General features: G+C 57.4%; 17 protein-coding genes. 12 read left to right on the forward strand and 5 right to left on the reverse strand.

Features of this window, described 5'->3' with window-relative positions:
* Positions 1-41: 41 nt before the first annotated feature.
* On the forward strand, positions 42-920 hold the full coding sequence (gene ilvY / locus STH12_RS15960; protein WP_126168459.1) for an HTH-type transcriptional activator IlvY: 879 nt from the start codon (positions 42-44) through the stop codon (positions 918-920).
* A gap of 312 nt (positions 921-1232) precedes the next feature.
* On the opposite strand, the gene paeA is transcribed toward ilvY, so the two are convergent.
* On the reverse strand, positions 1233-2543 hold the full coding sequence (gene paeA / locus STH12_RS15965) for a polyamine export protein PaeA (RefSeq protein ID WP_126168460.1): 1311 nt from the start codon (positions 2541-2543) through the stop codon (positions 1233-1235).
* Between the two features lie 78 nt (positions 2544-2621).
* Between paeA and STH12_RS15970 the strand changes: the two genes are divergently transcribed.
* Together STH12_RS15970 and STH12_RS15975 are read left to right on the forward strand one after the other, a co-directional pair.
* Positions 2622-3419, forward strand: a complete 798-nt coding sequence (locus STH12_RS15970; RefSeq protein ID WP_126168461.1) for a substrate-binding periplasmic protein — start codon at positions 2622-2624, stop codon at positions 3417-3419.
* 96 nt (positions 3420-3515) lie between these two features.
* Positions 3516-4325 carry a GGDEF domain-containing protein gene (locus tag STH12_RS15975; protein ID WP_126168462.1) on the forward strand — a complete coding sequence of 270 codons (810 nt, stop codon included), beginning with the start codon at positions 3516-3518 and terminating at the stop codon, positions 4323-4325.
* 21 nt (positions 4326-4346) lie between these two features.
* Here the strand turns inward: STH12_RS15975 and STH12_RS15980 are convergent, their stop codons facing one another.
* Both STH12_RS15980 and STH12_RS15985 read right to left on the reverse strand, forming a co-directional pair.
* Entirely contained in the window at positions 4347-6131 is a 1785-nt protein-coding gene (locus tag STH12_RS15980) for a GGDEF domain-containing protein (RefSeq protein WP_126168463.1), read from the reverse strand.
* 89 nt (positions 6132-6220) lie between these two features.
* Entirely contained in the window at positions 6221-7228 is a 1008-nt protein-coding gene (locus STH12_RS15985) for an ABC transporter substrate-binding protein (RefSeq protein ID WP_126168464.1), read from the reverse strand.
* A 218-nt stretch (positions 7229-7446) separates the two neighbouring features.
* On the opposite strand from STH12_RS15985, the gene STH12_RS15990 reads away from it, so the two are divergent.
* The 5 genes from STH12_RS15990 to galK all read left to right on the forward strand — a co-directional run bounded on the left by STH12_RS15990 (position 7447) and on the right by galK (position 16144).
* The gene (locus STH12_RS15990; protein ID WP_126168465.1) at positions 7447-8973 is read left to right on the forward strand and encodes a YifB family Mg chelatase-like AAA ATPase; all 1527 of its coding nucleotides are present in this window, start codon (positions 7447-7449) and stop codon (positions 8971-8973) included.
* 175 nt (positions 8974-9148) lie between these two features.
* Entirely contained in the window at positions 9149-12421 is a 3273-nt protein-coding gene (gene lacZ / locus STH12_RS15995) for a beta-galactosidase, LacZ type (protein WP_237158641.1), read from the forward strand.
* Positions 12418-13932 (forward strand): SLC5 family protein, encoded by a 1515-nt coding sequence (locus STH12_RS16000; RefSeq protein ID WP_126168466.1) that lies wholly within the window; start codon positions 12418-12420, stop codon positions 13930-13932. The genes lacZ and STH12_RS16000 overlap by 4 nt, the downstream gene beginning before the upstream one ends.
* Before the next feature lie 27 nt (positions 13933-13959).
* Positions 13960-14979, forward strand: coding sequence for a UDP-glucose--hexose-1-phosphate uridylyltransferase (locus STH12_RS16005; RefSeq protein ID WP_126168467.1), 1020 nt, complete (start codon positions 13960-13962; stop codon positions 14977-14979).
* 4 nt (positions 14980-14983) lie between these two features.
* Positions 14984-16144, forward strand: a complete 1161-nt coding sequence (galK, locus tag STH12_RS16010) for a galactokinase (RefSeq protein ID WP_126168468.1) — start codon at positions 14984-14986, stop codon at positions 16142-16144.
* 80 nt (positions 16145-16224) lie between these two features.
* On the opposite strand, the gene STH12_RS16015 is transcribed toward galK, so the two are convergent.
* Positions 16225-17055, reverse strand: a complete 831-nt coding sequence (locus STH12_RS16015) for a substrate-binding periplasmic protein (RefSeq protein ID WP_164551229.1) — start codon at positions 17053-17055, stop codon at positions 16225-16227.
* 185 nt (positions 17056-17240) lie between these two features.
* Here STH12_RS16015 and STH12_RS16020 point away from each other — a divergent pair, with 185 nt between their 5' ends.
* Both STH12_RS16020 and STH12_RS16025 read left to right on the forward strand, forming a co-directional pair.
* On the forward strand, positions 17241-18161 hold the full coding sequence (locus STH12_RS16020; RefSeq protein WP_126168470.1) for an acyltransferase: 921 nt from the start codon (positions 17241-17243) through the stop codon (positions 18159-18161).
* A complete protein-coding gene (locus STH12_RS16025) occupies positions 18154-19098 on the forward strand; it encodes an acyltransferase (RefSeq protein ID WP_126168471.1) in 945 nt (314 codons plus the stop codon). Before STH12_RS16020 ends, STH12_RS16025 begins: the two co-directional genes overlap by 8 nt.
* 69 nt (positions 19099-19167) lie before the next feature.
* Here the strand turns inward: STH12_RS16025 and STH12_RS16030 are convergent, their stop codons facing one another.
* Positions 19168-19710 (reverse strand): 2-thiouracil desulfurase family protein, encoded by a 543-nt coding sequence (locus STH12_RS16030; RefSeq protein WP_126168472.1) that lies wholly within the window; start codon positions 19708-19710, stop codon positions 19168-19170.
* Between the two features lie 353 nt (positions 19711-20063).
* On the opposite strand from STH12_RS16030, the gene STH12_RS16035 reads away from it, so the two are divergent.
* Both STH12_RS16035 and prpB read left to right on the forward strand, forming a co-directional pair.
* Entirely contained in the window at positions 20064-20858 is a 795-nt protein-coding gene (locus STH12_RS16035; protein ID WP_126169558.1) for a GntR family transcriptional regulator, read from the forward strand.
* Positions 20855-21739, forward strand: coding sequence for a methylisocitrate lyase (gene prpB, locus STH12_RS16040; protein WP_126168473.1), 885 nt, complete (start codon positions 20855-20857; stop codon positions 21737-21739). Before STH12_RS16035 ends, prpB begins: the two co-directional genes overlap by 4 nt.
* The last annotated feature ends 196 nt before the right edge of the window (positions 21740-21935 follow it).

Genomic DNA, 21935 nt, shown 5'->3' on the forward strand with positions numbered 1-21935 from the left:
AGCAACGTAGTTTCAGATAAAATCAGTGAGTCGAGGTCGGTGTGGATATACGAGAAATCAAGCTGTTCCTGAGCCTGTGCGACACCCTGCAGTTTGCCCGCACCGCCGAGCAAATGCACGTGAGCCCCTCCACCTTAAGCCGCGCCATGCAGCGACTGGAAGAGGATGCCGGCACCCGTTTGTTTGAACGGGATAACCGCAGCGTGAGCCTGACCTCCGCCGGAGTGGAGTTTCGCCAGTTTGCCCAGAACATGGTTAATGGCTGGGAGCAGCTGAAAAGCCGCATTTCCCCCAATCAGCATCAGTTAATGGGACGGCTGAATCTGTACTGCTCGGTGACTGCCGCCTACAGCCATTTGCCGGGTTTGCTGGATAAGTTTCGCCGCGAACACCCACTGGTGGAAATTGTGCTCGGCACCGGGGATGCGGCCAATGCCGTGAGTGAGGTGCAGCAAAACCGTGCCGATATCGCCATTGCCGCACTGCCGGAATCCTTCCCGGATAATCTGCACTTTGCCCCGATTGAAACCATTCCCCTGACTATCATCACCCCACAAATGCCCTGCCGCGCCAGGGAGCTGCTCGCCGAAGAAACCATCCCCTGGGACAAGCTGCCCTTTATCATTCAGGATCATGGCCCCGGCAGACGCCGCGCCGATGCCTGGTTTAAGGCGATGGGCATTCAGCCCAATATTTACGCCAAGGTGTCGGGCCATGAGGCGATCGTGTCCATGGTAGCGCTGGGCTGCGGCGTCAGCATCACCCCGGAAGTGGTGATTCAGCACAGCCCGGTGCGCGACCGCATTGCGCTGATGCCAAGCCCGGTGGCCATCGCCCCCTTTGAACTGGGCTGCTGCTGCAAGAGCAAGCGCCGCGACGACCCGCTGATAGCCGCCTTTCTCGACTGCATCGAGTACTGAAAGGGAAGATGCGAATAAGTCCCGTGCTTGCTCTGCGTGTGCTTAAAGTGGATAGATGCAAGGCACAGTTCGCAGCGAATGGCCCTACCTAGTCCTTCGCAAGAACTGTAACGCAGCAGATACCGCTGTAAGCCACGCCCTGCGGGGCTTTGATAGCAACACCATTTCAGCGTTATTCAACTTCAGCAGGCCTCGGCATGCTTTCAGTTGAATGCCTTGAACTGTCGTCGCTATCAAAGCCAGAGCTGTGCGAGGACTTGTTCGCATCTTCCCAAGCATAAAAAAGGCCGCATAATGCGGCCTTTTTCGTATTTACTCGCTCTCAGCACTGGGCGGCTGTTCCACCTTGGTCACCAGCAGCTGATCCACCTTGTATGAGTCGATGTCGACCACTTCAAACTTGTAACCGGCATAGACCACAAAGTCGGTGCGACGGGGGATTTTACGCAGCTTGAACATAATGAAACCGGCGATGGTTTCGTAGTTCTGGCTCTGGGGAAAACTGTCGATACCAAAAGCGCGCATTACGTCGGTGATGGGAGTCACCCCATCCACCAGCCAGGACGAGGTATCACGGGCAACGATTTGCTCTTCCCCTTCCGCCAGCGACCAGGTGCCCATCACGGCACTTTGCAGATCGTTGAAGGTCACCACCCCCAGCACCAGCGCGTACTCATTCAGCACCACGGCAAAGTCGACCCGGTTATTGCGGAAATAATCCAGCGCCTCCGACAGGCTCAGGGTGTCGGGAATAATCGGGCAACTCTGCACCAATGATGGGTCTTTCAGGTTCAGCGTCTGGCCGCTGATCACCTTGATAAGCAAATCCTTGGAGTCGACATAACCCTTAATGGCATCCAGCTGACCATCACAGAGCAGAAACTGGCTGTGGGGATCGGCGGCGATTTTCCGCTTGATGTCCTCTTCGGTATCGCTTTGCAGGAAGAACACCAGGCTCTCCCGGGGTGTCATGGCAGAAGTAACAGGAATGCTTTGCATTTCAAACACATTCTCCATCATTTTCTGCTCGCCTTTGTCGATTACCCCTGCCTCGGCACCGGCATCCATCACAGCATAAATATCGTCTTCGGTGATGGTGTCGTTGCGCTCGGTAGGTATTTGCAGCATCCGAAACAGGCCGTTGGCAAGGCCATTGAACACCCACACCAGCGGCCGAAGCAGGGTAATACACAGCCCCATGGCACCCACCAGAGCAACCGCAACCCGCTCGGGCATGGCCATGGCGATACGCTTGGGCATGAGATCGGCCAGCAGAATAAACAGGCTGGTCACCAACAGGAACGACAGCACAAAGCTCAGCTTGGCCAGCCAGGAATCGGGCACCACGCCACTGAGCAGCGCCATGATGTGCGGCGTAAAGGCCGACTCACCCACGATACCGCCCATGATGGCTACGGCATTGAGACCAATTTGCACCACGGTAAAAAAGCTGCCCGGATGGGCCTGCAATGCCAGCACCCGCTCGGCCTTTTCGTTACCTTCGTCGGCCATCTGCCGCAGGCGGATTTTACGCGCCGCCGCGAGGGCAATCTCCGACATGGAGAAGAAACAACTGACACATATAAGTGCCAGAATAATCGAGATATTTTCTAAAAAACTCATGGAATTATCCATCCTGGAAACGCAGGTTTGCGCTTCACTTGCTATACTCTGAAATGCTGCGGGAGCCGGAGGGGAGCTATGTTCAAGTCATTATATATGCTGATCATTTGCAGCTGTGTGACTCTGTTCTCGCCCTGTATCTATGCCGCGACAGAACGCCCTTTGACTTTCTGCGTTGAGGTCACTGAATTCCCGCCCTTCAACTATTTTGTCCGTGAAAACAACGTAAAAACCGACACCCTTGCGGGCTACGACATAGACATACTGAAGCGGGTATTTGAGGGGGTTCCTTATGAAGTGGTGTCCCTGCCCTGGCGGCGTTGTCTTATGTCCCTGACAACCGGTGCTGTGGATGCCGCCATGAGCGCATCCATGAACGAGCAGCGGCAACGGGATTATATCTCATCCGAACCCTATTATTACCTGACTCCCGGTTATTTTTATTTGGCCAGGGCCGCCGATACCCCAAACGAAATTGCCAGCGGTGCAGCCCTGCAGGCGCTGGGGCCCGTGTGCGGGCTTGGCGGCCACAACTATGCTCAGTTTGGTCTGACGCAAGGCTCGGATGTCACCCGCATGGTCAATTACCAGCAACTGGCCGAAATGCTGGAAGTCGGTCGCTGCCGCTTCTATCTTGATCGTCTCGAGCTGCTGCCGGCGGTAACCGCCCTGTTCGACAATGTGCACCTGCCGCCGCTGGACAAGGGCCGGATCACAGGCGCTCCCAGTGAGCCTTTCTATATGTTGATTTCCCCAAAAAGCCCACAGAAAAACTGGCTTTTATCCCATTTCAACCGCCGCATTACCGAGCTTAGGCAACAGGGAGAACTGGCAAAAATTCTTGAGCAAAGTGAGCGCACGCTTACTGGCAAATGAGCGCTGACTTTGTATGCAAAAGTTATCTATACTGGGATCTCCACGGAAGGCTCAAAGCAGAATGGAGACGCCACTCAACCTTTGGGGAACAGCCGGATGGATATTGCCGCTTTTGCACTGACCACGATAGGACTGCTCGCCTTGCTGGCCTCTTTGCCAACGCTGTGGCGCATCTGTTCACTGCCGGATTTCCACAACCGCGCCTGGTGTACCCTGTTGGTGTTGGTGATGGGATTTGTGATGGGGTACCTGGGTTATCTGTGGATGATACTGGGCCACGAAGTGACCCAACTGGAGCTGGTCGTGGCGGCAATTTTTGGTGGTGGCGGCGGCTTTGTGTATCTGGTGACCAAACTGAGTGCCAACACCATTCGGCGGCTGCTCGATACCCTGAGAGAAAAGCGCTTTCAGGCCGAACACGACCTGTTGACCGGTCTGCCCAACCGCAACGCCTACTATCAAAAATTTGATCAGCTGTTGCAGGAAGCAAAGCCTTTTGCTTGCATGATCATGGACCTGAATGACTTCAAAATCATCAACGACACCTATGGCCACCACATTGGCGACCGGGTTTTGCAGGAAACCTGCAACCGGCTGTTGTCGCTCACGCCATCCAGCGCCCTGTGCGCCCGCCTGGGCGGCGATGAATTTGCCATGCTGCTGCCGGGGTTTACCGCCCAATCGGCGCGGGAGCTTTGCCAGCAGATCCACTTTCAGCTGAAACAGGATATTTGTTTTGATGGCTTGCGGGTTGCAGTGGGTACCAGCATAGGCATCAGCCAGTACCCACGGGATGCCGACGATAAGAAACAGTTGATGAAATTTGCCGACATTGCCATGTACCACGCCAAACGCATGGAGCAGCACACAGCTATTTTTACCCCTGAACTGACCCTGCAAACCTGAGCCTTCACACCAAACTCAAGCTCAGGCGCGCCACTCGCCCGGCGGATTGTAGGGCGTGCCATTAATCACCGCGCTATCACGCCCCAACTCTTTGGCAAGATACAAACTGGCATCGGCCTTACTCATGGCCTCCCGCACACTGTGGCAATCCTCCAGGGTCACGGCGCCAATACTCAGGGTGACATAGCCCAGATGCGAGCCCACATGGGGCAGCTGTAATCGGTGCACCGCCATCAGCAGCTTATCGCAAACCCTCTCCAGCTCCGCAGGCTCCATCAATGGCGCCCCCATGGCAAATTCTTCACCGCCGATACGCGCCAGCAGAGTGGCGTCGGGCGATTCCGCCTTAAGCAGCGCTGCCAGCTTTTTCAGCACATCGTCACCGGCCACATGGCCATAGGTGTCGTTGTAACGCTTAAAGTAATCCACATCCACCATCAGCAGCACGCCGCCGTCTTCAAGCTGAGCTTCGAGCCGATCGGTAAAGGGGCGACGATTGGTCAGGCCGGTCAGTGCATCAGTTACCGCCTCTTCGGCCAGCTGCACATTGACCCGCATCAGCTCTTGCTGCAGCTCCAACATCCGTTTTTCGCGCCGCTCCCGCACCCAAAGCTCGTTAAGCGCGGTGGCAAACTGAGTCAGCACTGCCGATTTTTCGGCAAACCATTCCAGCGGCCCTTCGGTGCGTGCCACCGAGAGTATGCCCAGCAGCAGATCGCCGTCGGTAATGGCAAACCCCGCCACCGAGCTGATGCCGACCTGCTTCATATAGTTGTATTCCAGCGGGTCTGTCTCGCGGATTTGCTCAATATCCTCCACCACTATGGTGTTGCTGCTGTCGAATTTTTCCTTCAGCAGCGCGAGATTGTCGATTATCACATCCTTGGCCGGCAGCGCATCGGCATGCTTGAACCAGAAGCTGCGATACTCCACCCGGCCATCGACAAAGGCCATTACGGCCACCCGCTCCACGTTCATCATGGCGCCAAGCTCGGCGGTGAAAAAGTCTACTTCGCGGCTCACTTCGGTGGGCGAGGCACTTAAAAAACGCAGGCTGACCTGCGCCAGCAGTTGATTGGCGCGGGCGAGCCAATTGAGCAAATCATCCTGACGCGCCACCGTGTGGCTGAGCGCCCGCCCCCGCCTGGCAAGCTTGCGCTGCTGATGACGGATAAGCGCCAGATCCGAGCGGATCCGCTGATACATGCGCTCGAGTGCCAGCCCCACCTGGCCGATTTCATCGTCGCCGCGATCGAGCCTGAGCGAGCGGTCGATACGCTCGCCATCGGATAAACTGATGGCATCGGCGAACACCGAAAGCTGCTGCAATCGCAGCATAATCAAATGTTTGAGCAAATAGAGAATGACAAAAATCATCACCAGGGTTTTAAGGCCATTGCCCAGCACGATAAAAATCATCTGCTGCCAGAGGGTGAGGTATATGTCATTGCGATCGAGCAACACCGACAGGGTGGCAATGTGCAGGCCGTCATAATACACCGGCAGCTGGATAAGCTTATGGCGCACCGCCTCCAGCTGGTCAGTGTGTTGCCCCAGCTGAATATACACGCCGTCGCGGCTTGCCAGTTCGACACCACTGACCGAAGGCACCCGGCCAATACTGGTCAGCATGTCTTTCAGCAGCGGGGTATCGGCATCCCAGAGAGCCTGGGCCATGGAAGGTAAGATGAGCTCGCTGTAGCCCTGGATTTCATTTTGGGCGTTGTCGACCGCATCCAGGTAGTTCCAGACAAGCTGCACCAACATTGTCAGCAGGGCAAACACCGAGCTGACGCCAACTATCATGAGGGTTACCTTGCCGCTGATGGAATTCACCCGGGGGTTCAAGATGTCACCTTTTCTTATTCAATCAGGCAATTGCCTGAACTGCACTCTTAGTCCGGCGCGTCATTCCGGGTTAGTGCAATATCCAACAACAACTCCCAATCCCGCCGTTCGAGGGCGATAAAAAATTCAGTGTCGGGCTCAAGCAACCTGAACAGGGAGTAATGAATTGTAGGGTAGCTGCCTGTGTCCATATGTTGTTTTACATTCGACAGCGCCACACCACCGGCAAGAAAATGACCGCCCCCCAGCACATTGATGGCCCCTTCTCTTCTCAGGGCCAGCACCTCGGCTGAGGTGTTGATGGTGGCAATCCGTATTTTTTTCCCCGGCGCCAACCGCTTCTCTTTCATGGCACGGATAACACCAAATGCCATATGGTCATTCGCCGTCCAAATGGCATCGAGCCCCGGATAGCGTTGCAACAGCACTTGCGCCTGTTGGTAGGCCTTGTTTTCCTGCCATTGGCCGTACACGGTTTGTTCGGTGCTGACTTCGGCCATCGACTGCAATGCGGCCAATGCACCTTCGGTACGCTCCACCGATGCCGGTGTCGATTTATCGCCCGATACCAGCACAACTTGAATATCTTTGCCGCCGAGGCCCTGTACCAGCGCCCCGGCGGTTTCAAAGCCGATGGTACGGTTATCCGGCACTACCGGCGGCAGCAAATACTGATGCCAATGCGGGTCTTGCAGCAGGGTTTGGCGTTCGGCGGGGCTGATGTCATTCAGCACGAACTGGACATAAACAGGCTTATGATAAAAGGCATCCAACATTCTGAGGCCGGATTGCTTTTCGTTGACCAGAAAGACGTAGGGAGGCAGATCGGGCCGCTGGGCCACTTCGTTGGCCTGACGGATCATATCGAAATGATTGCGGTTGCTGTGGAGCGTTTCCACTTCCATGTCAAAGCGAATGGCGGCGGCCACCAGCAAGCTGTCCACGTCGCCCCAAAAGCTTTCATCGCTGCTACCTGGATTCAGAAACAGCACGTCGGTTTTGGCTTGTGTCAGGGACGAAAGCAACAGCATCCCCAAAAAGAACATCAGCCTCATGAGCACACCCTAATTCCCCAAGAGCCAGGTATCCTTGCTGGTCGAGCGTCTTCCTTGCACAAAAAATCAGTTGATTTAACCATAAATCGCACATTTCGTAACACAATGCAATGTAGCATTTAGTACTCCCGTACAAACAAAGTGGTTTCATCTGTGCCAATTCGGTTGCAATTCAGCTGCTAAACTTACGCCATCAAAGGATAAAAAGGACTTGTCCAATGGCCATTGCCTGCGTCGCCACCCGTGCGAGCCTGGGGGTGGAAGCCCCAGCCGTTACCGTCGAGGTTCATCTGGCCAACGGCCTGCCTGCGTTTAATCTGGTTGGCCTGCCCGAAGCCTCGGTCAAAGAAGCCCGCGAGCGGGTGCGCAGCGCCCTGGTCAATGCCGGATTTGAATTCCCGATGCGCCGCATCACGGTCAATCTGGCCCCAGCCGACTTACCCAAACAGGGTGGTCGTTACGACCTGCCCATCGCCATCGGTATTCTGGCAGCCTCGGGGCAAATCCCGCTCACCAGCCTGAAAAACCGTGAATTTGTCGGTGAACTGGCGCTGTCGGGCGAAGTACGCTTCTGCTCCGGGCTGCTGCCTGTGATTGTGGCCGCCCGCCGGGACGGCCGCGAACTCATACTGCCGCTAGCCAACCGCGCCGATGCCGAATTGGTCGATTATCCCGCCATTCGTCTGTGCAGCCAGTTGGTCCATCTGGTGGCCTTCCTCCACGGTCAGCAGCCCTTGCCGGGGCTGGAGCAAGGCGCCGAGTGGCTCGAAGAAGCGCCCGGCGCCGTGACTTGCCTTAGCGATGTAATTGGCCAGTATCAGGCCAAGCAGGCGCTGGAAATAGCCGCTGCGGGCGCTCATAACCTCCTGATGCTTGGCTTGCCTGGCTGCGGTAAAACCATGCTTGCCAGCCGGATCATGGGCTTACTGCCGCCGCTCGATTATGACGAAGCGCTTGAAGTGGCGGCGCTGCATTCGGTCGCCGGACTCAATATCAAGCCCAGTGAGTTTCATCGCCGCCCCTTTCGATCGCCGCACCACACCTGCTCGGCCATCTCCCTGGTTGGCGGTGGCAGCGTGCCCAAGCCAGGGGAGATTTCCCTCGCCCACCGGGGCGTGTTGTTTCTAGACGAGCTGCCCGAATTCCCACGCAAGGTGCTCGACTGCCTGCGCGAGCCAATGGAAACCGGCGAAGTGGTGATCTCCCGCGCCGCCGCCAAACTCACCTTTGCCAGCCGTTTTCAGCTGATTGCCGCCATGAACCCAAGCCCCTGCGGCAGCGCCGGCCCCGGCAGCCGCTCAAGTCCTGAGCAAATAAGTCGCTATCTGGCGCGGCTTTCAGGCCCCTTCCTGGACCGCTTCGATTTGTCCATTGAAGTGCCGCCGCTGCCGCCGGGCACCCTCACCCAAAACGCCCCGGCCGCCGAAACCACTGACACCATCGCCCGCCGGGTGACTGCTGCCCGCGAACGCCAGTTGGCGCGGGCTGGCAAGCTCAACAGCGAACTCACGGGAAACGAGCTGAAACAGGCTGGATTTACTCAGCAGGATCTTGAATTTCTTGAGCAAAGCGTTAACCGGCTTGGGTTATCGGTGCGCAGCTTTCACCGCCTGCAACGGGTTGCCCGCACCATTGCCGACCTTGAAAACAGCCCCAATGTGGAGCGCAAACATCTGGCACAGGCGCTTGGGTATCGCGCCATGGACAGGCTGCTTGCCAGTCTGTCACAGCAGCTCGGGCGCTGAGGTCGCTTTTGGCAAAGTCGCTCATCTTGCCAGAGCCTTAGCTCTGCTCCCATCACCCCTAAAGGTGATTTTTCGGGAATAGATTCTTTGGATTCGATGTATACAATATTTAATATCTTTGATACCTTGCGGCGAAATATTGCCCCACAGAAGGGCAAACCCGGAAGGATATCCCATGCCCAACCCTTACAAACTCAAGGTCTTATTGCCCGCGCTGCTGATGCTCGCAGGACTGCCCGGCAGTGCCCAGACTGCCCACGGTGCAAGTTCACAACCAGAGCTGTCATTCACCGATCGCGAATGGCGCGACCACCAGGTATTCGCCATCAATAAGCTGCCGCCCCATGCCACGGCTTTTCCATTTGAAAACAGCGAAATGGCAATGAATGGCGACGAGCGTCAATCGGCCAACTATCTGGATCTCAATGGCCTGTGGCGTTTCCATTTCACCCGCTCCCCCAAGGGCAGACCGGCAGGGTTCACCCAGCCAGAATATGACGACAGCAGCTGGGACAACATCCCGGTACCGTCGAACTGGGAGGTGCTGGGCTACGATCACCCGATTTACCTCGATGAGCGTTATCCCTTCGATACCAGGTGGCCGGACGCCCCCACCGACTACAACCCGGTGGGCTCTTACCGTAAACAGTTTGAGCTGCCCGAGGCCTGGCAGGGCAAGCGGGTGGTGCTGCACGTGGGCGCCGCCAAGTCGGCCATGTATGTCTGGCTCAACGGCAAAGAAGTGGGTTATAGCCAGGGTGCCAAGACCCCGGCCGAGTTCGATATCACGCCTTTTGTCACTGAAGGCCGCAATCTGCTGGCGCTGCAAATACTGCGTTGGTCCGACGCCTCTTACCTCGAGAGTCAGGACATGCTGCGCATTTCCGGCATCGAAAGAGACGTCTTCCTCTACGCCACCGAGCCGCAATTTATTGCCGATGTGGACGCCCGCCCCAGCCTCAATGCCGAGCTGAGCGAAGGCAGCTTAAGCCTCAAGGTGTCGCTGCAAAATGAAGCGCAGGGCAAAAACCTGCGCCTTGGCTATCGACTGCTGGATGGTGAGATGAACGAGGTGGCCAAAGGTGAGCGGTCACTCATGCTGCAGGGCAAGCAGGAGCTGAGTTTCAATGCAGGCATTAGCAAGCCAAAGCTATGGAGTGCCGAGCAGCCAAATCTCTATACCCTGCTGCTGAGCCTCAAGGATGAGCGCGGCCATAGCCTCGAGGTCAACCGCATCGAACTGGGCTTCCGGCGTATCGAAATCAACCAAAGCCAGCTTTTAGTTAACGGCAAGGCCATCCGCATCCGCGGCGTTGACCGGCACGAAACCGACCCGCGCACGGGCCATGTGGTCAGCCGCGAGCGCATGCTGCAGGACATCCGCCTGATGAAGGAAAACAACATCAACGCGGTGCGAAGCTCCCACTACCCCAACGACCCCTACTGGCTCAAACTCACCGACAAATACGGCCTCTATGTTATCGATGAAGCCAATATCGAGAGCCACCCGCTGGCCATCGATGAAAAGACCCAGATAGGCGACACTACGAGCTGGATCCCCGCGCACCTCGAGCGCACCCGCCGCATGTTTGAGCGCGATAAAAACCATCCGTCGGTGATTATCTGGAGCCTGGGTAACGAAGCAGGCACAGGCCGGGTATTCAAAGAAACCTACCGCTGGCTCAAGGAGCGCGACGGCAGCCGCCCGGTGCAGTATGAACCGGCGGAGCTGGACGACTACACGGATATTTTCGCCCCCATGTACCCCTCCATCGAGCGGCTGGAAAAGTTTGCCAGTGCCAACCCCGACCGGCCGGGGATCATGATTGAGTACGCCCACGCCATGGGCAACTCGGTGGGCAACCTGCAGGATTATTGGGATGTTATCGACAAGTACCCGGCGCTGCAGGGCGGCTTTATCTGGGACTGGGTGGATCAATCACTGCAATACACCGCCGCCGATGGCCACAAATACTGGGCCTACGGTAAAGACTTCCATCCCGAACTGCCAAGCGACGGCAACTTCCTCAACAATGGGCTGGTAAACCCCGACCGGGTGCCCCACCCTCACTTAAGCGAAGTGAAGAAGGTCTATCAGCCGGTGCGCTTCCATCGAGGCAAAGATGGTCAGTTTGAGGTGGAAAACCGTTACGACTTCAATGACCTGTCTCATTTGGGCTTTTTCTATCGCCTCAGCGCCAATGGCGAGACGGTGGCGAGCGGCGCTATTGCCACAAAAACCAACCCCGCAAAAGCCAATCCCAAAGCCGGGCAAAAGGCGCGCCTTACCCTGCCAGCGCTGCCCAAAATGGACGATAGACGTGAGTACCTGCTGACTCTGGAGGCCAGAACCCTCGCCTCCGATGGGCTTATTCAGGCAAATCACCTGCTGGCCTGGGATCAGTTTGCACTCACATCGAAGCGCCCCCTGCCAACCATGGCTGCGGCCTCATCCACTGGCAAGCTTAACGTGAGCGAGACGAGCGAGGCGATTATCATCACAAGCCCCATCGCCCGCTTCGAGTTTAATCCCAAGCGCGGCGAACTCACCGGCTGGCAGTATCGCGGCCGGGCGCTTATCGAGTCGGCCCCCGAGGCCAACTTCTACCGCGCCCCCACCGACAACGACCTTGGCAACGGCATGCACGAGTGGGCCGCGCCCTGGCAGCAGGCCTGGCAGGGTTTTGGCCTCACTGGCTTTAAGCTGGCCGAAGAAAAAGGCACAGTCAGCATCCACAGCCGCTTCCACTCGGCGAGTCTTAATGCGGACTACGAGCAGCACTGGCAGCTCTATGCCGATGGCCGTCTGTCGCTGCAAAACCGCTTTATCCCAGCGGCCAATAGCGAGCAGCTGCCCAAGTTGCCCCGCTTTGGCATGCAGTGGCGCATGACCGATGGCTTCGACACCCTGGCCTGGTACGGCCGCGGCCCCGGCGAGAGCTATGCCGATCGCAAGTCCGGCGCTGCAATCGGCAGCTATGTCGGCCCTATTGCCGAGCAGTTCGAGCGCTACGCCCGGCCGCAGGAAACCGGCAACAAGACCGATGTGCGCTGGATGGCCATTTCCGGCAAGGCGCTTGGCGTGCTCGCGCTGCCCACCGACGGTGAGCTTTTGAGCGGCAGCGCCTGGCCATTCAAGGCCTCCGAGCTCGACTTCGTGGTGGCAGGCGATGGCAAATCGGCCTCGGGACTGGTGCCCTCCACCAGCCGCCACGGCGCCGATATTCGCCTCAGCCCCGGCGTCACCTGGAACATCGACCACAAACAGATGGGCGTAGGCGGCGATACGTCCTGGGGCCGCCATGTACACGGCCAATACAGCCTGCCGCCAAAGCCATATGAGTACGGCTTTATGCTGGTGCCCTTTGACCCCATACTCACCCGCCCCGCCGAGTTGTATCTGGGCGACACCTCGAACGCATCCAATGCAGATAAGGTAAAACAATGAATATCAACCTGTTGCAACTTGGCATCTTTATCGGCCTCACGGCGCTGGTGGCGCTGTTCACCTACATTAAATGTCGCAATGTGCCGCGGGATCCGTCCGACAGCCGCGACTATTTCCTCGCCGGCGGCACCCTGAGCTGGGTCTTTGTGGCGGGCTCCATCATGCTCACCAATATCAGCGCCGAGCAGATTGTCGGCATGAATGGCGCCCAAACCTTGCTGGTGGCCTGGTGGGAGATCGCCGCGGCGCTGGGGCTGCTTATTCTGGCGCACTGGCTTATTCCCATGTACTACCGCTACCGCTGCACGACCACCACAGAGCTTTTGGAGCACCGCTTTCGCGACCCCCACATCCGCGCCATGGTGAGCGTGCTCTTTATGTTCGGCTACATGTTTATCCTGCTGCCCGTGGTGCTCTACACCGGCGCCCTATTTATGCAGTCGATGTTCCATGTGAACTTTTTCGGCGACACCCAAATGCTGAACGCGGCCGCGGAAGGCATGAGCTGCGTCGCTGCCGACGATAGCTTTGCCTGTATCCCGCAAAGCAGCCAGCGACTGACCACTTTGGTAATCGCGGCGCTGTTTGCAGTGGTGGGCTCGCTCTATGCCATTTTCGGTGGCCTGCGTGCCATCGCTATCTCAGACACCTTCAACGGCATTGGCCTGCTGGTAATGGGTACCCTGGTGTCTTTGCTGGCCATGGAAACCATCGGCTGGAACTTCGAGGGCATTCCCGCCGAACGCCTGACGCTGATTGGCAGCGACCAGTCGGACATCCCCTGGCACACCCTGTTTACCGGCATGATTTTTATCCAGATTTTTTACTGGGGTACCAATATGGTGATCACCCAGCGGGCATTGGCGGCTAAGAACGTGCGCGAAGCGCAAAAAGGCCTGTACGCCGCCGTAGCCATGAAGCTGCTGATTCCGCTGATTGTGGTGCTGCCGGGCATTGCCGCCTACAAGCTTTATGGCGATATCGGCGACAAGGCCTATGGAGTGATAGTGGCCGAGGTGCTGCCGCCCTGGCTCTCCGGTGCCTTTGCCGCCGTGATGGCAGGTGCAGTGCTCAGTACCTTTAACTCCTGCCTCAATTCCGCCTCGGCGCTCTACACCCTGGATGTGCACCAGAAGTATTTCAATGCCAAGGTATGCGTAAAGGCCATGGGCCAGCGGGTGGCACTGATTTTTGCGGTGGTATCCGTACTGCTGGTACCCATCTACCAGAATGCCGACAGCATTATCGCGCTGCTGCAAAAGCTTAACGGTCTCTACAGCATGCCGGTGATGGCGGCCTTTTTGGTGGCCATGCTGTTTGACAACGTCCGCGGTCTCGCGGTGCGCATCGGCCTGGTCAGCGGCGTTATCACCTATGCCGTCTTTACCTTCGTCTGGAGCCCGCTGCACTACATCCACCTGATGTTTATCACCCTGGTGGTGGCGGTGGCCGTAACCCTTATTGTTAACCGCTTACTGCCCGGCGATACCGCCCTGGCGGAAGCGGCCTGATTGGCAACATGGTTAATGGAGTCATCAATGCAGTTTGATCCCAGCGAGCATCCCCACAGGCGTTACAACCCACTTACCGATGAGTGGGTGCTGGTGTCGCCCCACAGGGCCAAGCGCCCCTGGCAGGGGCAACAGGAGCAACACGAGGAAACGGCGCTGCCAAGCCACGACCCGGACTGCTACCTGTGCCCGGGCAACAGACGTATCACTGGGGAGCAGAACCCGGATTATCAGGGCCCCTTTGTCTTCACCAACGACTTTGCCGCCTTGAGTCCTGACTGCCCGGCGCCTGCGCCATCGGACGATCCGCTGCTGCGGCAATCCTCGGCGCGGGGTACCAGCCGGGTGATTTGCTTCTCGCCGGATCACGGCAAGACCCTGGCACACATGAATCAGCATGAGCTTGGCGCCGTTATCAGTTGCTGGCAGAGGGAGCTTCAGGACCTTGGCAAAGACTACCCCTGGGTGCAGATTTTCGAGAACAAGGGCGCCGTGATGGGCTGCTCCAATCCACATCCACACGGGCAAATCTGGGCTCAGGACACACTGCCAACCCTGGCGGCCAAAAAAGATGAAATGCAGCGCCGCTATTTCGAGACCCATAGCCGGGCATTGCTGCTGGATTACGCCAAGCGCGAACTGACCCAAGAAAGCCGCCTGCTTTACGTCAACGAGCACTGGCTGGCGCTGGTACCCTATTGGGCCGCCTGGCCATTCGAGACCATGCTGCTGCCACGCCAGGCTTGCACTCAGCTGCATTTATTGTCAGGCGAAGCATCGACTGCGTTGGCCGACATCCTTGGCAAGCTTACCCGCGCCTACGACAAACTCTTTGGCTGCCGCTTCCCCTATTCCATGGGCTGGCACGGCGCGCCCTTTAACGGTGAAGATAACAGTCACTGGCAGCTGCACGCGGTGTTCTTGCCGCCGCTGCTGCGCTCGGCCACTGTGCGTAAGTTTATGGTGGGTTATGAGATGCTGGCCGAACCCCAGCGGGATCTCACCCCGGAGCAGGCCGCCGCGCGCCTGCGCGAATTGATGGAATAACCCAATGCAGCCTATTCGTAACTTATTTGAGCAGCACTTTGGCGCCAGCCCTCAATGGCTGGGCCGCGCCCCCGGACGGGTCAATCTGATTGGCGAGCACACCGACTATAACGACGGCTTCGTGCTGCCCTGTGCCATCGATTTTTCTACTGAAGTCGCGCTGTGCACCAACCAAAGCAACCGGGTTCGGGTCTTTGCCGCCAACGAGACCGAACACACAGCAGACAACTTCCAGCTCGATGCCATCACGCCGGACGATAGCGTCCACTGGCGCAACTATGTGCGCGGCATGGTGCTGATGCTGTCTGATGCCGCAGCGCAGCGGGGCAAGAAACTCCGTGGCATGGACATGGTCATCCACGGCAATGTACCCCAGGGCGGCGGCCTCAGTAGCTCGGCGGCGCTTGAACTGGCGCTCGCCAATGCCATCAATGCCGCCTTCGACCTTGGGCTTACGCCTCAGGACATGGCCAGGCTGGGTCAGGCCTGTGAAAACCACTTTGTGGGCTGCAACTGCGGCATCATGGATCAGCTCATCAGCGCCAGTGCCAACTCGCAGCATTTAAGCCTGATTGATTGTCGCAGCCTCGAGACCCGCTCAGTGCCGCTGCCTACGGGCTTTAAGCTGCTCATCATCAACTCCAATGTGCGCCGCGGTCTGGTAGATGGCGAGTACAATCTAAGACGAGTCCAGTGCGAGAGCGCCGCCAGCTACTATGGCGTGAAGGCGCTGCGGGACTTGTCACTGGAGCAGCTTTTTGCCGATGCCGATGGACTGGATGCCACAGCCTTTCGCCGCGCCCGCCATGTGGTGAGCGAAAACCTTCGCACCTTAGCCTGCGCCGAGGCCTTGAATCAGCAGGATATGCAAAGGGTGTTTAAGCTGATGAGCGAGAGCCACACCTCGATGCGGGACGACTTTGAGATAACTGTGCCAGCCATCGACGCGCTGGTGGAGATAGTCGCCGATGCACTCAAGGGCCAGGGCGGCGTGCGTATGACAGGTGGCGGCTTTGGTGGCTGCGTGGTGGCACTGCTGCCGGACGCGCTGCTTGAACCGGTTAAAGCTTGTGTATCAAAGGCCTACCCGGAGCAGACCGGACTTGTGCCTGTGTTTATCGAAACCGGCGCCGCGGCGGGAGCACAAGCGCAGCCAATCATCTGACTGCTATCGGCTAGTCGTGGCTCATTGCAGCTAATCGCCAGAGCGCGGCGGCAGCAGAGTTGTGACCGCATGCTGCAAACTCAACGCCCCAAATAACGCTCGGACAGCGCTGCCAGAGTGCCATCCTGCTTCATGCTGTCGAGCGCGGCCACCATGCGCGCCATGGGGGAGCCGGGCACCAAACGCTCGGCTTGATTGCTGCGACTGATGGGTGCATCTGGGTTGAAATCCGGATTGGGCTCAAGCGCCAGCAGTACCGAGCGTCTTGAGATGCCCAGGGTCGCCCATTCCACCTGGTCCGATAATTCCTTGTGCAAGCGAATATCGCTGGCACCGCTCTGCAACAGGGCGTACGCCAGCGGCTCGGCCTCGTAAATATAGGCGTCGGCCCTGCGTTTTTGCAGCATGTGAATGGCTTTTTGCAGGTCCATCTCGGCCACTTCCAGATGAGTCACCCTGGCTGCGCCAAAGCCAAGCTTGGTCAAATAGTCGGGGTTCCCCAGTCCGTGCAACAACGTCAGGCCGTCGAAATCTGCCACGCTGGCAAGCCGTTCAATCTCTGGCGTGGAGATGGCGTAATAGGCGACCCGCAGGCCATTGGGGGCAAAAAAGCTGTATGCGCTGCGTTTGGCGCTGAAGGTAAACTGCGGATAGAAATCGACTTCACCTTCCTTGAGGGCGTTGATCACCCGCACCTTGGGCATGCGCACAATTCGCAGCGTCAGCCCGGCGCGGCGTGCAGCTTCCTGATACATGTCTTCAAACAGACCACTATTGTCTGGCGCCTTGGCGATAAAGGGCTGCTTTTCAGTGGTGCGGTATGCCATGGTCACAACAGACTCGGCAGCCTGTAGCACCAACGGCGACAACATCATTGAAATCAAAAGCAAAATACGGGTTGGCAGGCGCATCGACACTATTCCACGGCATAACTGAAATGAGTGTTGATCAAGTTGGCGCCAATTGCCACGCCAAAGCTTGGCACAGCCACAAAAATCATTCGACTGGTAGTGCCAGCCGCAGCGGGCGGGCGTCAAGATTGAGCAATGCGTCATTCACGGTTAACATAGGCCTCCACAAATTACTGGAGGTATGAATGCGCGCGCTGCTGTCGCTTATCCGAGGCTCACTGGCTTTTCTGGGGTACACCTTTAACACCCTGTTTTGGTTTGTCCCTATCCTGCTGCTTGGTCTGGTAAAGCTGCTGCCCATTCCTGCCCTGCGTAAGCTGATGTCCTATCTGGTGGATGGCTGTGCCTCCAACTGGATTTCGGTGAACAGCTTTATCCAAAATGTGCTGCACCCGGTGCGTATCGATGTGCAGGGCAACGCCGAACTGAGCCGCGATGAGTGGTATATGGTGATTGCCAACCACCAGAGCTGGGTCGATATTCTGGTGTTGCAAAGGGTATTCAACCGCAAAATCCCCTTCCTGAAGTTCTTCCTGAAGCAAGAGCTCTTGTATGTGCCGGTACTGGGTCTGGCCTGGTGGGCGCTGGATTTCCCCTTTATGCGCCGCTATTCCACCGCCGAGCTGAAGAAGAATCCCAAGCTCAAGGGTAAAGATATTGAAATCACCCGCCGCGCCTGCGCCAAGTTTAAAGACAAGCCGGTGAGCGTGATGAACTTTGTTGAAGGCACCCGTTTCCAGGCTGCCAAACACAAAAAGCAGAACTCACCTTTCCAGCATCTGCTGCGCCCCAAGGCCGGCGGCATGGCCTTTGCCCTTTCCGCCATGGGCGAGCAAATCCACAAGCTGGTGGACGTCGCGATTTATTACCCCGGCAAGGTCCCCAGCTTCTGGGACTTTATCTCCGGCAAGGTGGATGAAATCCGCGTGCACGTGACTGTGGCGGATATCGCCACCGAGATGCGCGGCGACTACATCAACAACCGCGAGTTCAAGCAAGACTTCCAGGAACAGCTCAACCAGATTTGGGTCCGCAAAGACGGCATCCTGGCACAGCTTTCCGGTGAAGAAGAGATAAAAACTGAGGTTTCTGAACAACATGCTTAACTTTTTGCCGGGGCCGCTGCTGTTTTTCATAAGCGGTAGCTTGCTCATTATCAATACCGCCATTTGCGGTTCCCTGGTGTGTATCGGTGGCCTGTTCAAGCTGCTGACCCCCTTCAAGGCGGGTCGTGTCCGGGTGACCATGCTGATGAACCGCTTTATGTGGCTGTGGGCTACCCTCAACGGCGCTATTTTGCAGCTGATTGCCAAAATCGAATGGGATGTAAAAGGTCTCGATGGGCTGGATAAAAACGGCTGGTATCTGGTGATCAGTAACCATTTGAGCGGCTTCGATATTGCCGCCCAAACCTATATTCTTCGCAACCACATTCCCATGCTCAAGTTCTTCCTCAAAAAAGAACTGATTTATGTACCCATTATGGGTCTGGGCTGCTGGGCGCTGGATATGCCCTTTATGAATCGCACCAGCCCGGAGAAGCTGAAAAAGAACCCCAAGCTCAAGGGCAAGGATCTGGAAACCACCCGCAAGGCGTGTGAAAAATTCCGCGATCTGCCCACCTCCATCATCAACTATGTGGAAGGCAGCCGCTTCACCGAAGAAAAGCACGACCGGCAGAACTCCCCTTATCGCTATCTGCTGCGCCCCAAGGCCGGCGGTATCGCCTTCGCCCTTTCAGCCATGGGTGAGCAGTTCAGCCACCTGTTGAACGTGACTGTGGTGTATCCCGATGCGCCCAAAGACATTCTTGCCGGGGTGATGCAGGGCAAGGTGAGCAAAATCGTTGTCAGAGTTGAAGCACTGCCGGTGCCCGAAGTGGATGACAAGCAGTACTTCAGCAATGCCGAGTACCGCGCCCAGTTCCAGCGCTGGCTCAATGAGATCTGGCTGCAAAAGGATGAACAAATTCATGAGCTGCTGGCCGAGCACAAAGCCAGCACCAGCAGTTACCGTGAGCTCGCCGGGCGAAGCCCCAACTGATCGCCTTGTCGCTGCAGTGACATAAAAACGCAGGCCAGTGCCTGCGTTTTTTATTACCCGCGCACCGCCTCAGGATCCCACCTCGGCCAGCCGCTTTGCCAGTTGCGGCAACTGATGTTCGGTAAAGACTTCTATGCCGTGCTGACTCAGCAGCGCTGCGGTAATGCCATCGCCGTCAATCAGGGTGCGGGAAAAGCTGCCATCGTAAATCAGCCCCTTGCCACAGGACGGGCTGCGGGCCTTTAAAATGGCAAAACGAATATTGGCTTCCCGGGCAAGCTTTAAAGCCGCCTCGGCGCCCCGCACGAAGGGGGCAGTCACATCTTCCCCCGTCACGGTGACGACCCGAATGGCCTGCTTTGGGTCTGGCGTTTGCATTTCCGCTGACAGCCGCGAGATTTCCGCCGGTGGTCTCCTTATTTCTGCCGGAGGGCTGACAATTTCCGCCGCAGGCCGGGGCGTCGGCAAGCCGCCGGCGCATTCGGGGCAGATACTGACAAAGCGTCCCTGTTGCTGCCAGCCTTGCCACAGGGGGGAATCCAGCAAATTATCTTTGCCGTCATATCGCACGGCTTCGCCCAGCAGGCAGGCGCTCACCAAAATTTTTTCCATCGCTTATTTACTCGGTGCCGGGCGGCATCTTTCGTGAAATACCGCCGCCCCCATTATCGGCTGATAACCACATCATCCCACGCCTTGCAGACAAAGTGCAAAATCGCCAGTTGTTGACAATAAATAGTTTCCACTTGCTGTAACGCAAACAGCGTAGCAAACAGAATAAGCAAAATAACTCATCACTTATCAGCCGCTTACACCACAATTAAGTCACAGAGCTGAAATAATTAGACTTACGTCTACGTCAACAGATTGTTGACAATCTGCCAGAACGGGTCTAATTTTCAACCATTGTCAGTGACCAAGCCGCTGCGAAAGCGACAGTGGCAACCATTCGAGCCAACGCCCAGATGAGCCAGAGCAACTCCAAAGAACTCAGTACTGAACTCAGCACCGAACGTGGCACTGAACGCAGTGCCGTTGATCGCGGCGCGGCTACCCTGGCCGATCAGGTATTGAGTGCCATACAAACCGCCATCATCAAGGGCGAACTGGCCCCCGGCAGCAAGATCAACGAACAGGCGCTGGCCGCCCAATTCGGGATCAGTCGCGGCCCCACCCGCGAAGCGCTGCAAACCCTGGAGCGGCAACGTTTGGTGGTGCGCATGCCCCATGTGGGCGCCCGGGTGGCCCAGCTGTCGGTGGAAGAGCTGAACGATCTCTACGACCTGCGCTCCACCCTGGAAGCCATGGCCTGTCGCCTCGCCGCCGAGCGCATCACAGACGCCCAACTTGCCGAATTGCAGGCGCTGCTTGAGCGTCAGGAAGCGGCGCTCAAGCAGGGCGATACCTATTTTCAGGAGCAGGGTGATGTGGATTTTCACTATCAAATCATCCGCGCCAGCGGCAACAAACACCTGCAGGAAACCCTGATGGGCGGCCTGTACCACCTGCTGCGCATGTACCGCTACCAGTGCAGCAACCACCAGCGCCCAAGCCGTGCCATTGCTGAACACAGACGCATAGTGGAAGCCATCAGCGACAGAGACGGTGAACTGGCGGCGCTGTTGATGCAGCGCCATATCGAACAGGGACGACGCAACACAGAGGCGCGTCTTAAAGAACTCAAGGCCGAGGCGAGCGCCCGTGAGCACAGCTCGCTTACCTTCGCCAACACACAGCAATTAAAGGGAGAGACAGCATGACCCACAGCGCAGGCAAGCGTTTTCGCGACGCACTGGCACACTCCAAGCCACTGCAAATCGTCGGCACCACCAACGCCTATTTCGCTCTGATGGCCGAAAAAACCGGCTTTCAGGCGCTTTATCTGTCCGGTGCCGGGGTGGCCAACGCCTCCTATGGTCTGCCGGATCTGGGCATGACCTCCATGAACGATGTGCTGATTGATGCCGGTCGCATCACCTCAGCCACCAAGCTGCCACTCCTGGTTGACATAGACACCGGCTGGGGCGGCGCCTTCAACATCGCCCGCACCATCAAGGAATTTGAAAAGGTCGGTGTTGCCGCGGTGCACATGGAAGATCAGGTGTCCCAGAAGCGCTGCGGTCATCGCCCCAACAAGGCCGTGGTCAGCACCGAAGAGATGGTTGACCGCATCAAGGCCGCCGTGGATGCCCGTACCGATGAGAACTTCGTCATCATGGCCCGCACCGATGCCGTAGCTGTGGAAGGCCTCGATGCCGGTATCGAGCGCGCCCAGGCCTATATCGAGGCCGGTGCCGACATGATTTTTGCCGAAGCCCTGACCGAGCTGCCCCAGTACCGCAAGTTCAAGGATGCGGTAAAGGCGCCGATCCTCGCCAACATGACCGAATTCGGTCAGACCGAGCTGTTCGACAAGTCCGCCCTGTACGAAGCCGGTGCCGACATGGTGCTGTATCCGCTCGGCACCTTCCGCGCCGCCAACCAGGCCGCCCTTAAGGTGATGCAGGCGCTGATGAACGATGGCCACCAGCGCAATGTGTTGGACACCATGCAGAGCCGCAAGGAACTGTACGAGTTTTTGAACTACCACAACTTTGAAGACACGCTGGACCGCCTGTTTGCCGAAGGCAAAAACAAATAAGGCGAACGGCAAATAAGACCAGACAAGACAGCAAGATAATAAGCAACACAGGGACGAAGACAGCGGGGCATAAAGCCCAGGCAGTAGCTGCTTCCCGCCCCGGCTAAAACCCCGGGGCGAACAAAGTAATCCATAAATCAGCGCCGGGACCCCATCGCCCTACCGATGCCGGCCTTCAGAAAAAGACGAGTTTACG

Origin of the sequence: Shewanella khirikhana (genome assembly GCF_003957745.1) — a bacterium.
In the GTDB taxonomy this organism is placed as follows: Bacteria; Pseudomonadota; Gammaproteobacteria; order Enterobacterales; family Shewanellaceae; genus Shewanella; species Shewanella khirikhana.

Bases quoted from the DNA above. Each gene is read 5' to 3' on its own strand.
- STH12_RS16005 (WP_126168467.1), top strand. From the start codon at position 13,960: ATGCAGTTTGATCCCAGCGAGCATCCCCACAGGCGTTACAACCCACTT.
- STH12_RS15980 (WP_126168463.1), bottom strand. From the start codon at position 6,131: ATGATAGTTGGCGTCAGCTCGGTGTTTGCCCTGCTGACAATGTTGGTG.
- STH12_RS15985 (WP_126168464.1), bottom strand. From the start codon at position 7,228: ATGAGGCTGATGTTCTTTTTGGGGATGCTGTTGCTTTCGTCCCTGACA.
- prpB (WP_126168473.1), top strand. From the start codon at position 20,855: ATGACCCACAGCGCAGGCAAGCGTTTTCGCGACGCACTGGCACACTCC.
- STH12_RS16020 (WP_126168470.1), top strand. From the start codon at position 17,241: ATGCGCGCGCTGCTGTCGCTTATCCGAGGCTCACTGGCTTTTCTGGGG.
- STH12_RS15990 (WP_126168465.1), top strand. From the start codon at position 7,447: ATGGCCATTGCCTGCGTCGCCACCCGTGCGAGCCTGGGGGTGGAAGCC.
- STH12_RS15975 (WP_126168462.1), top strand. From the start codon at position 3,516: ATGGATATTGCCGCTTTTGCACTGACCACGATAGGACTGCTCGCCTTG.
- STH12_RS16015 (WP_164551229.1), bottom strand. From the start codon at position 17,055: ATGCGCCTGCCAACCCGTATTTTGCTTTTGATTTCAATGATGTTGTCG.
- STH12_RS16025 (WP_126168471.1), top strand. From the start codon at position 18,154: ATGCTTAACTTTTTGCCGGGGCCGCTGCTGTTTTTCATAAGCGGTAGC.
- lacZ (WP_237158641.1), top strand. From the start codon at position 9,149: ATGCCCAACCCTTACAAACTCAAGGTCTTATTGCCCGCGCTGCTGATG.
- STH12_RS16000 (WP_126168466.1), top strand. From the start codon at position 12,418: ATGAATATCAACCTGTTGCAACTTGGCATCTTTATCGGCCTCACGGCG.
- galK (WP_126168468.1), top strand. From the start codon at position 14,984: ATGCAGCCTATTCGTAACTTATTTGAGCAGCACTTTGGCGCCAGCCCT.
- STH12_RS16035 (WP_126169558.1), top strand. From the start codon at position 20,064: ATGAGCCAGAGCAACTCCAAAGAACTCAGTACTGAACTCAGCACCGAA.
- STH12_RS16030 (WP_126168472.1), bottom strand. From the start codon at position 19,710: ATGGAAAAAATTTTGGTGAGCGCCTGCCTGCTGGGCGAAGCCGTGCGA.
- STH12_RS15970 (WP_126168461.1), top strand. From the start codon at position 2,622: ATGTTCAAGTCATTATATATGCTGATCATTTGCAGCTGTGTGACTCTG.
- paeA (WP_126168460.1), bottom strand. From the start codon at position 2,543: ATGAGTTTTTTAGAAAATATCTCGATTATTCTGGCACTTATATGTGTC.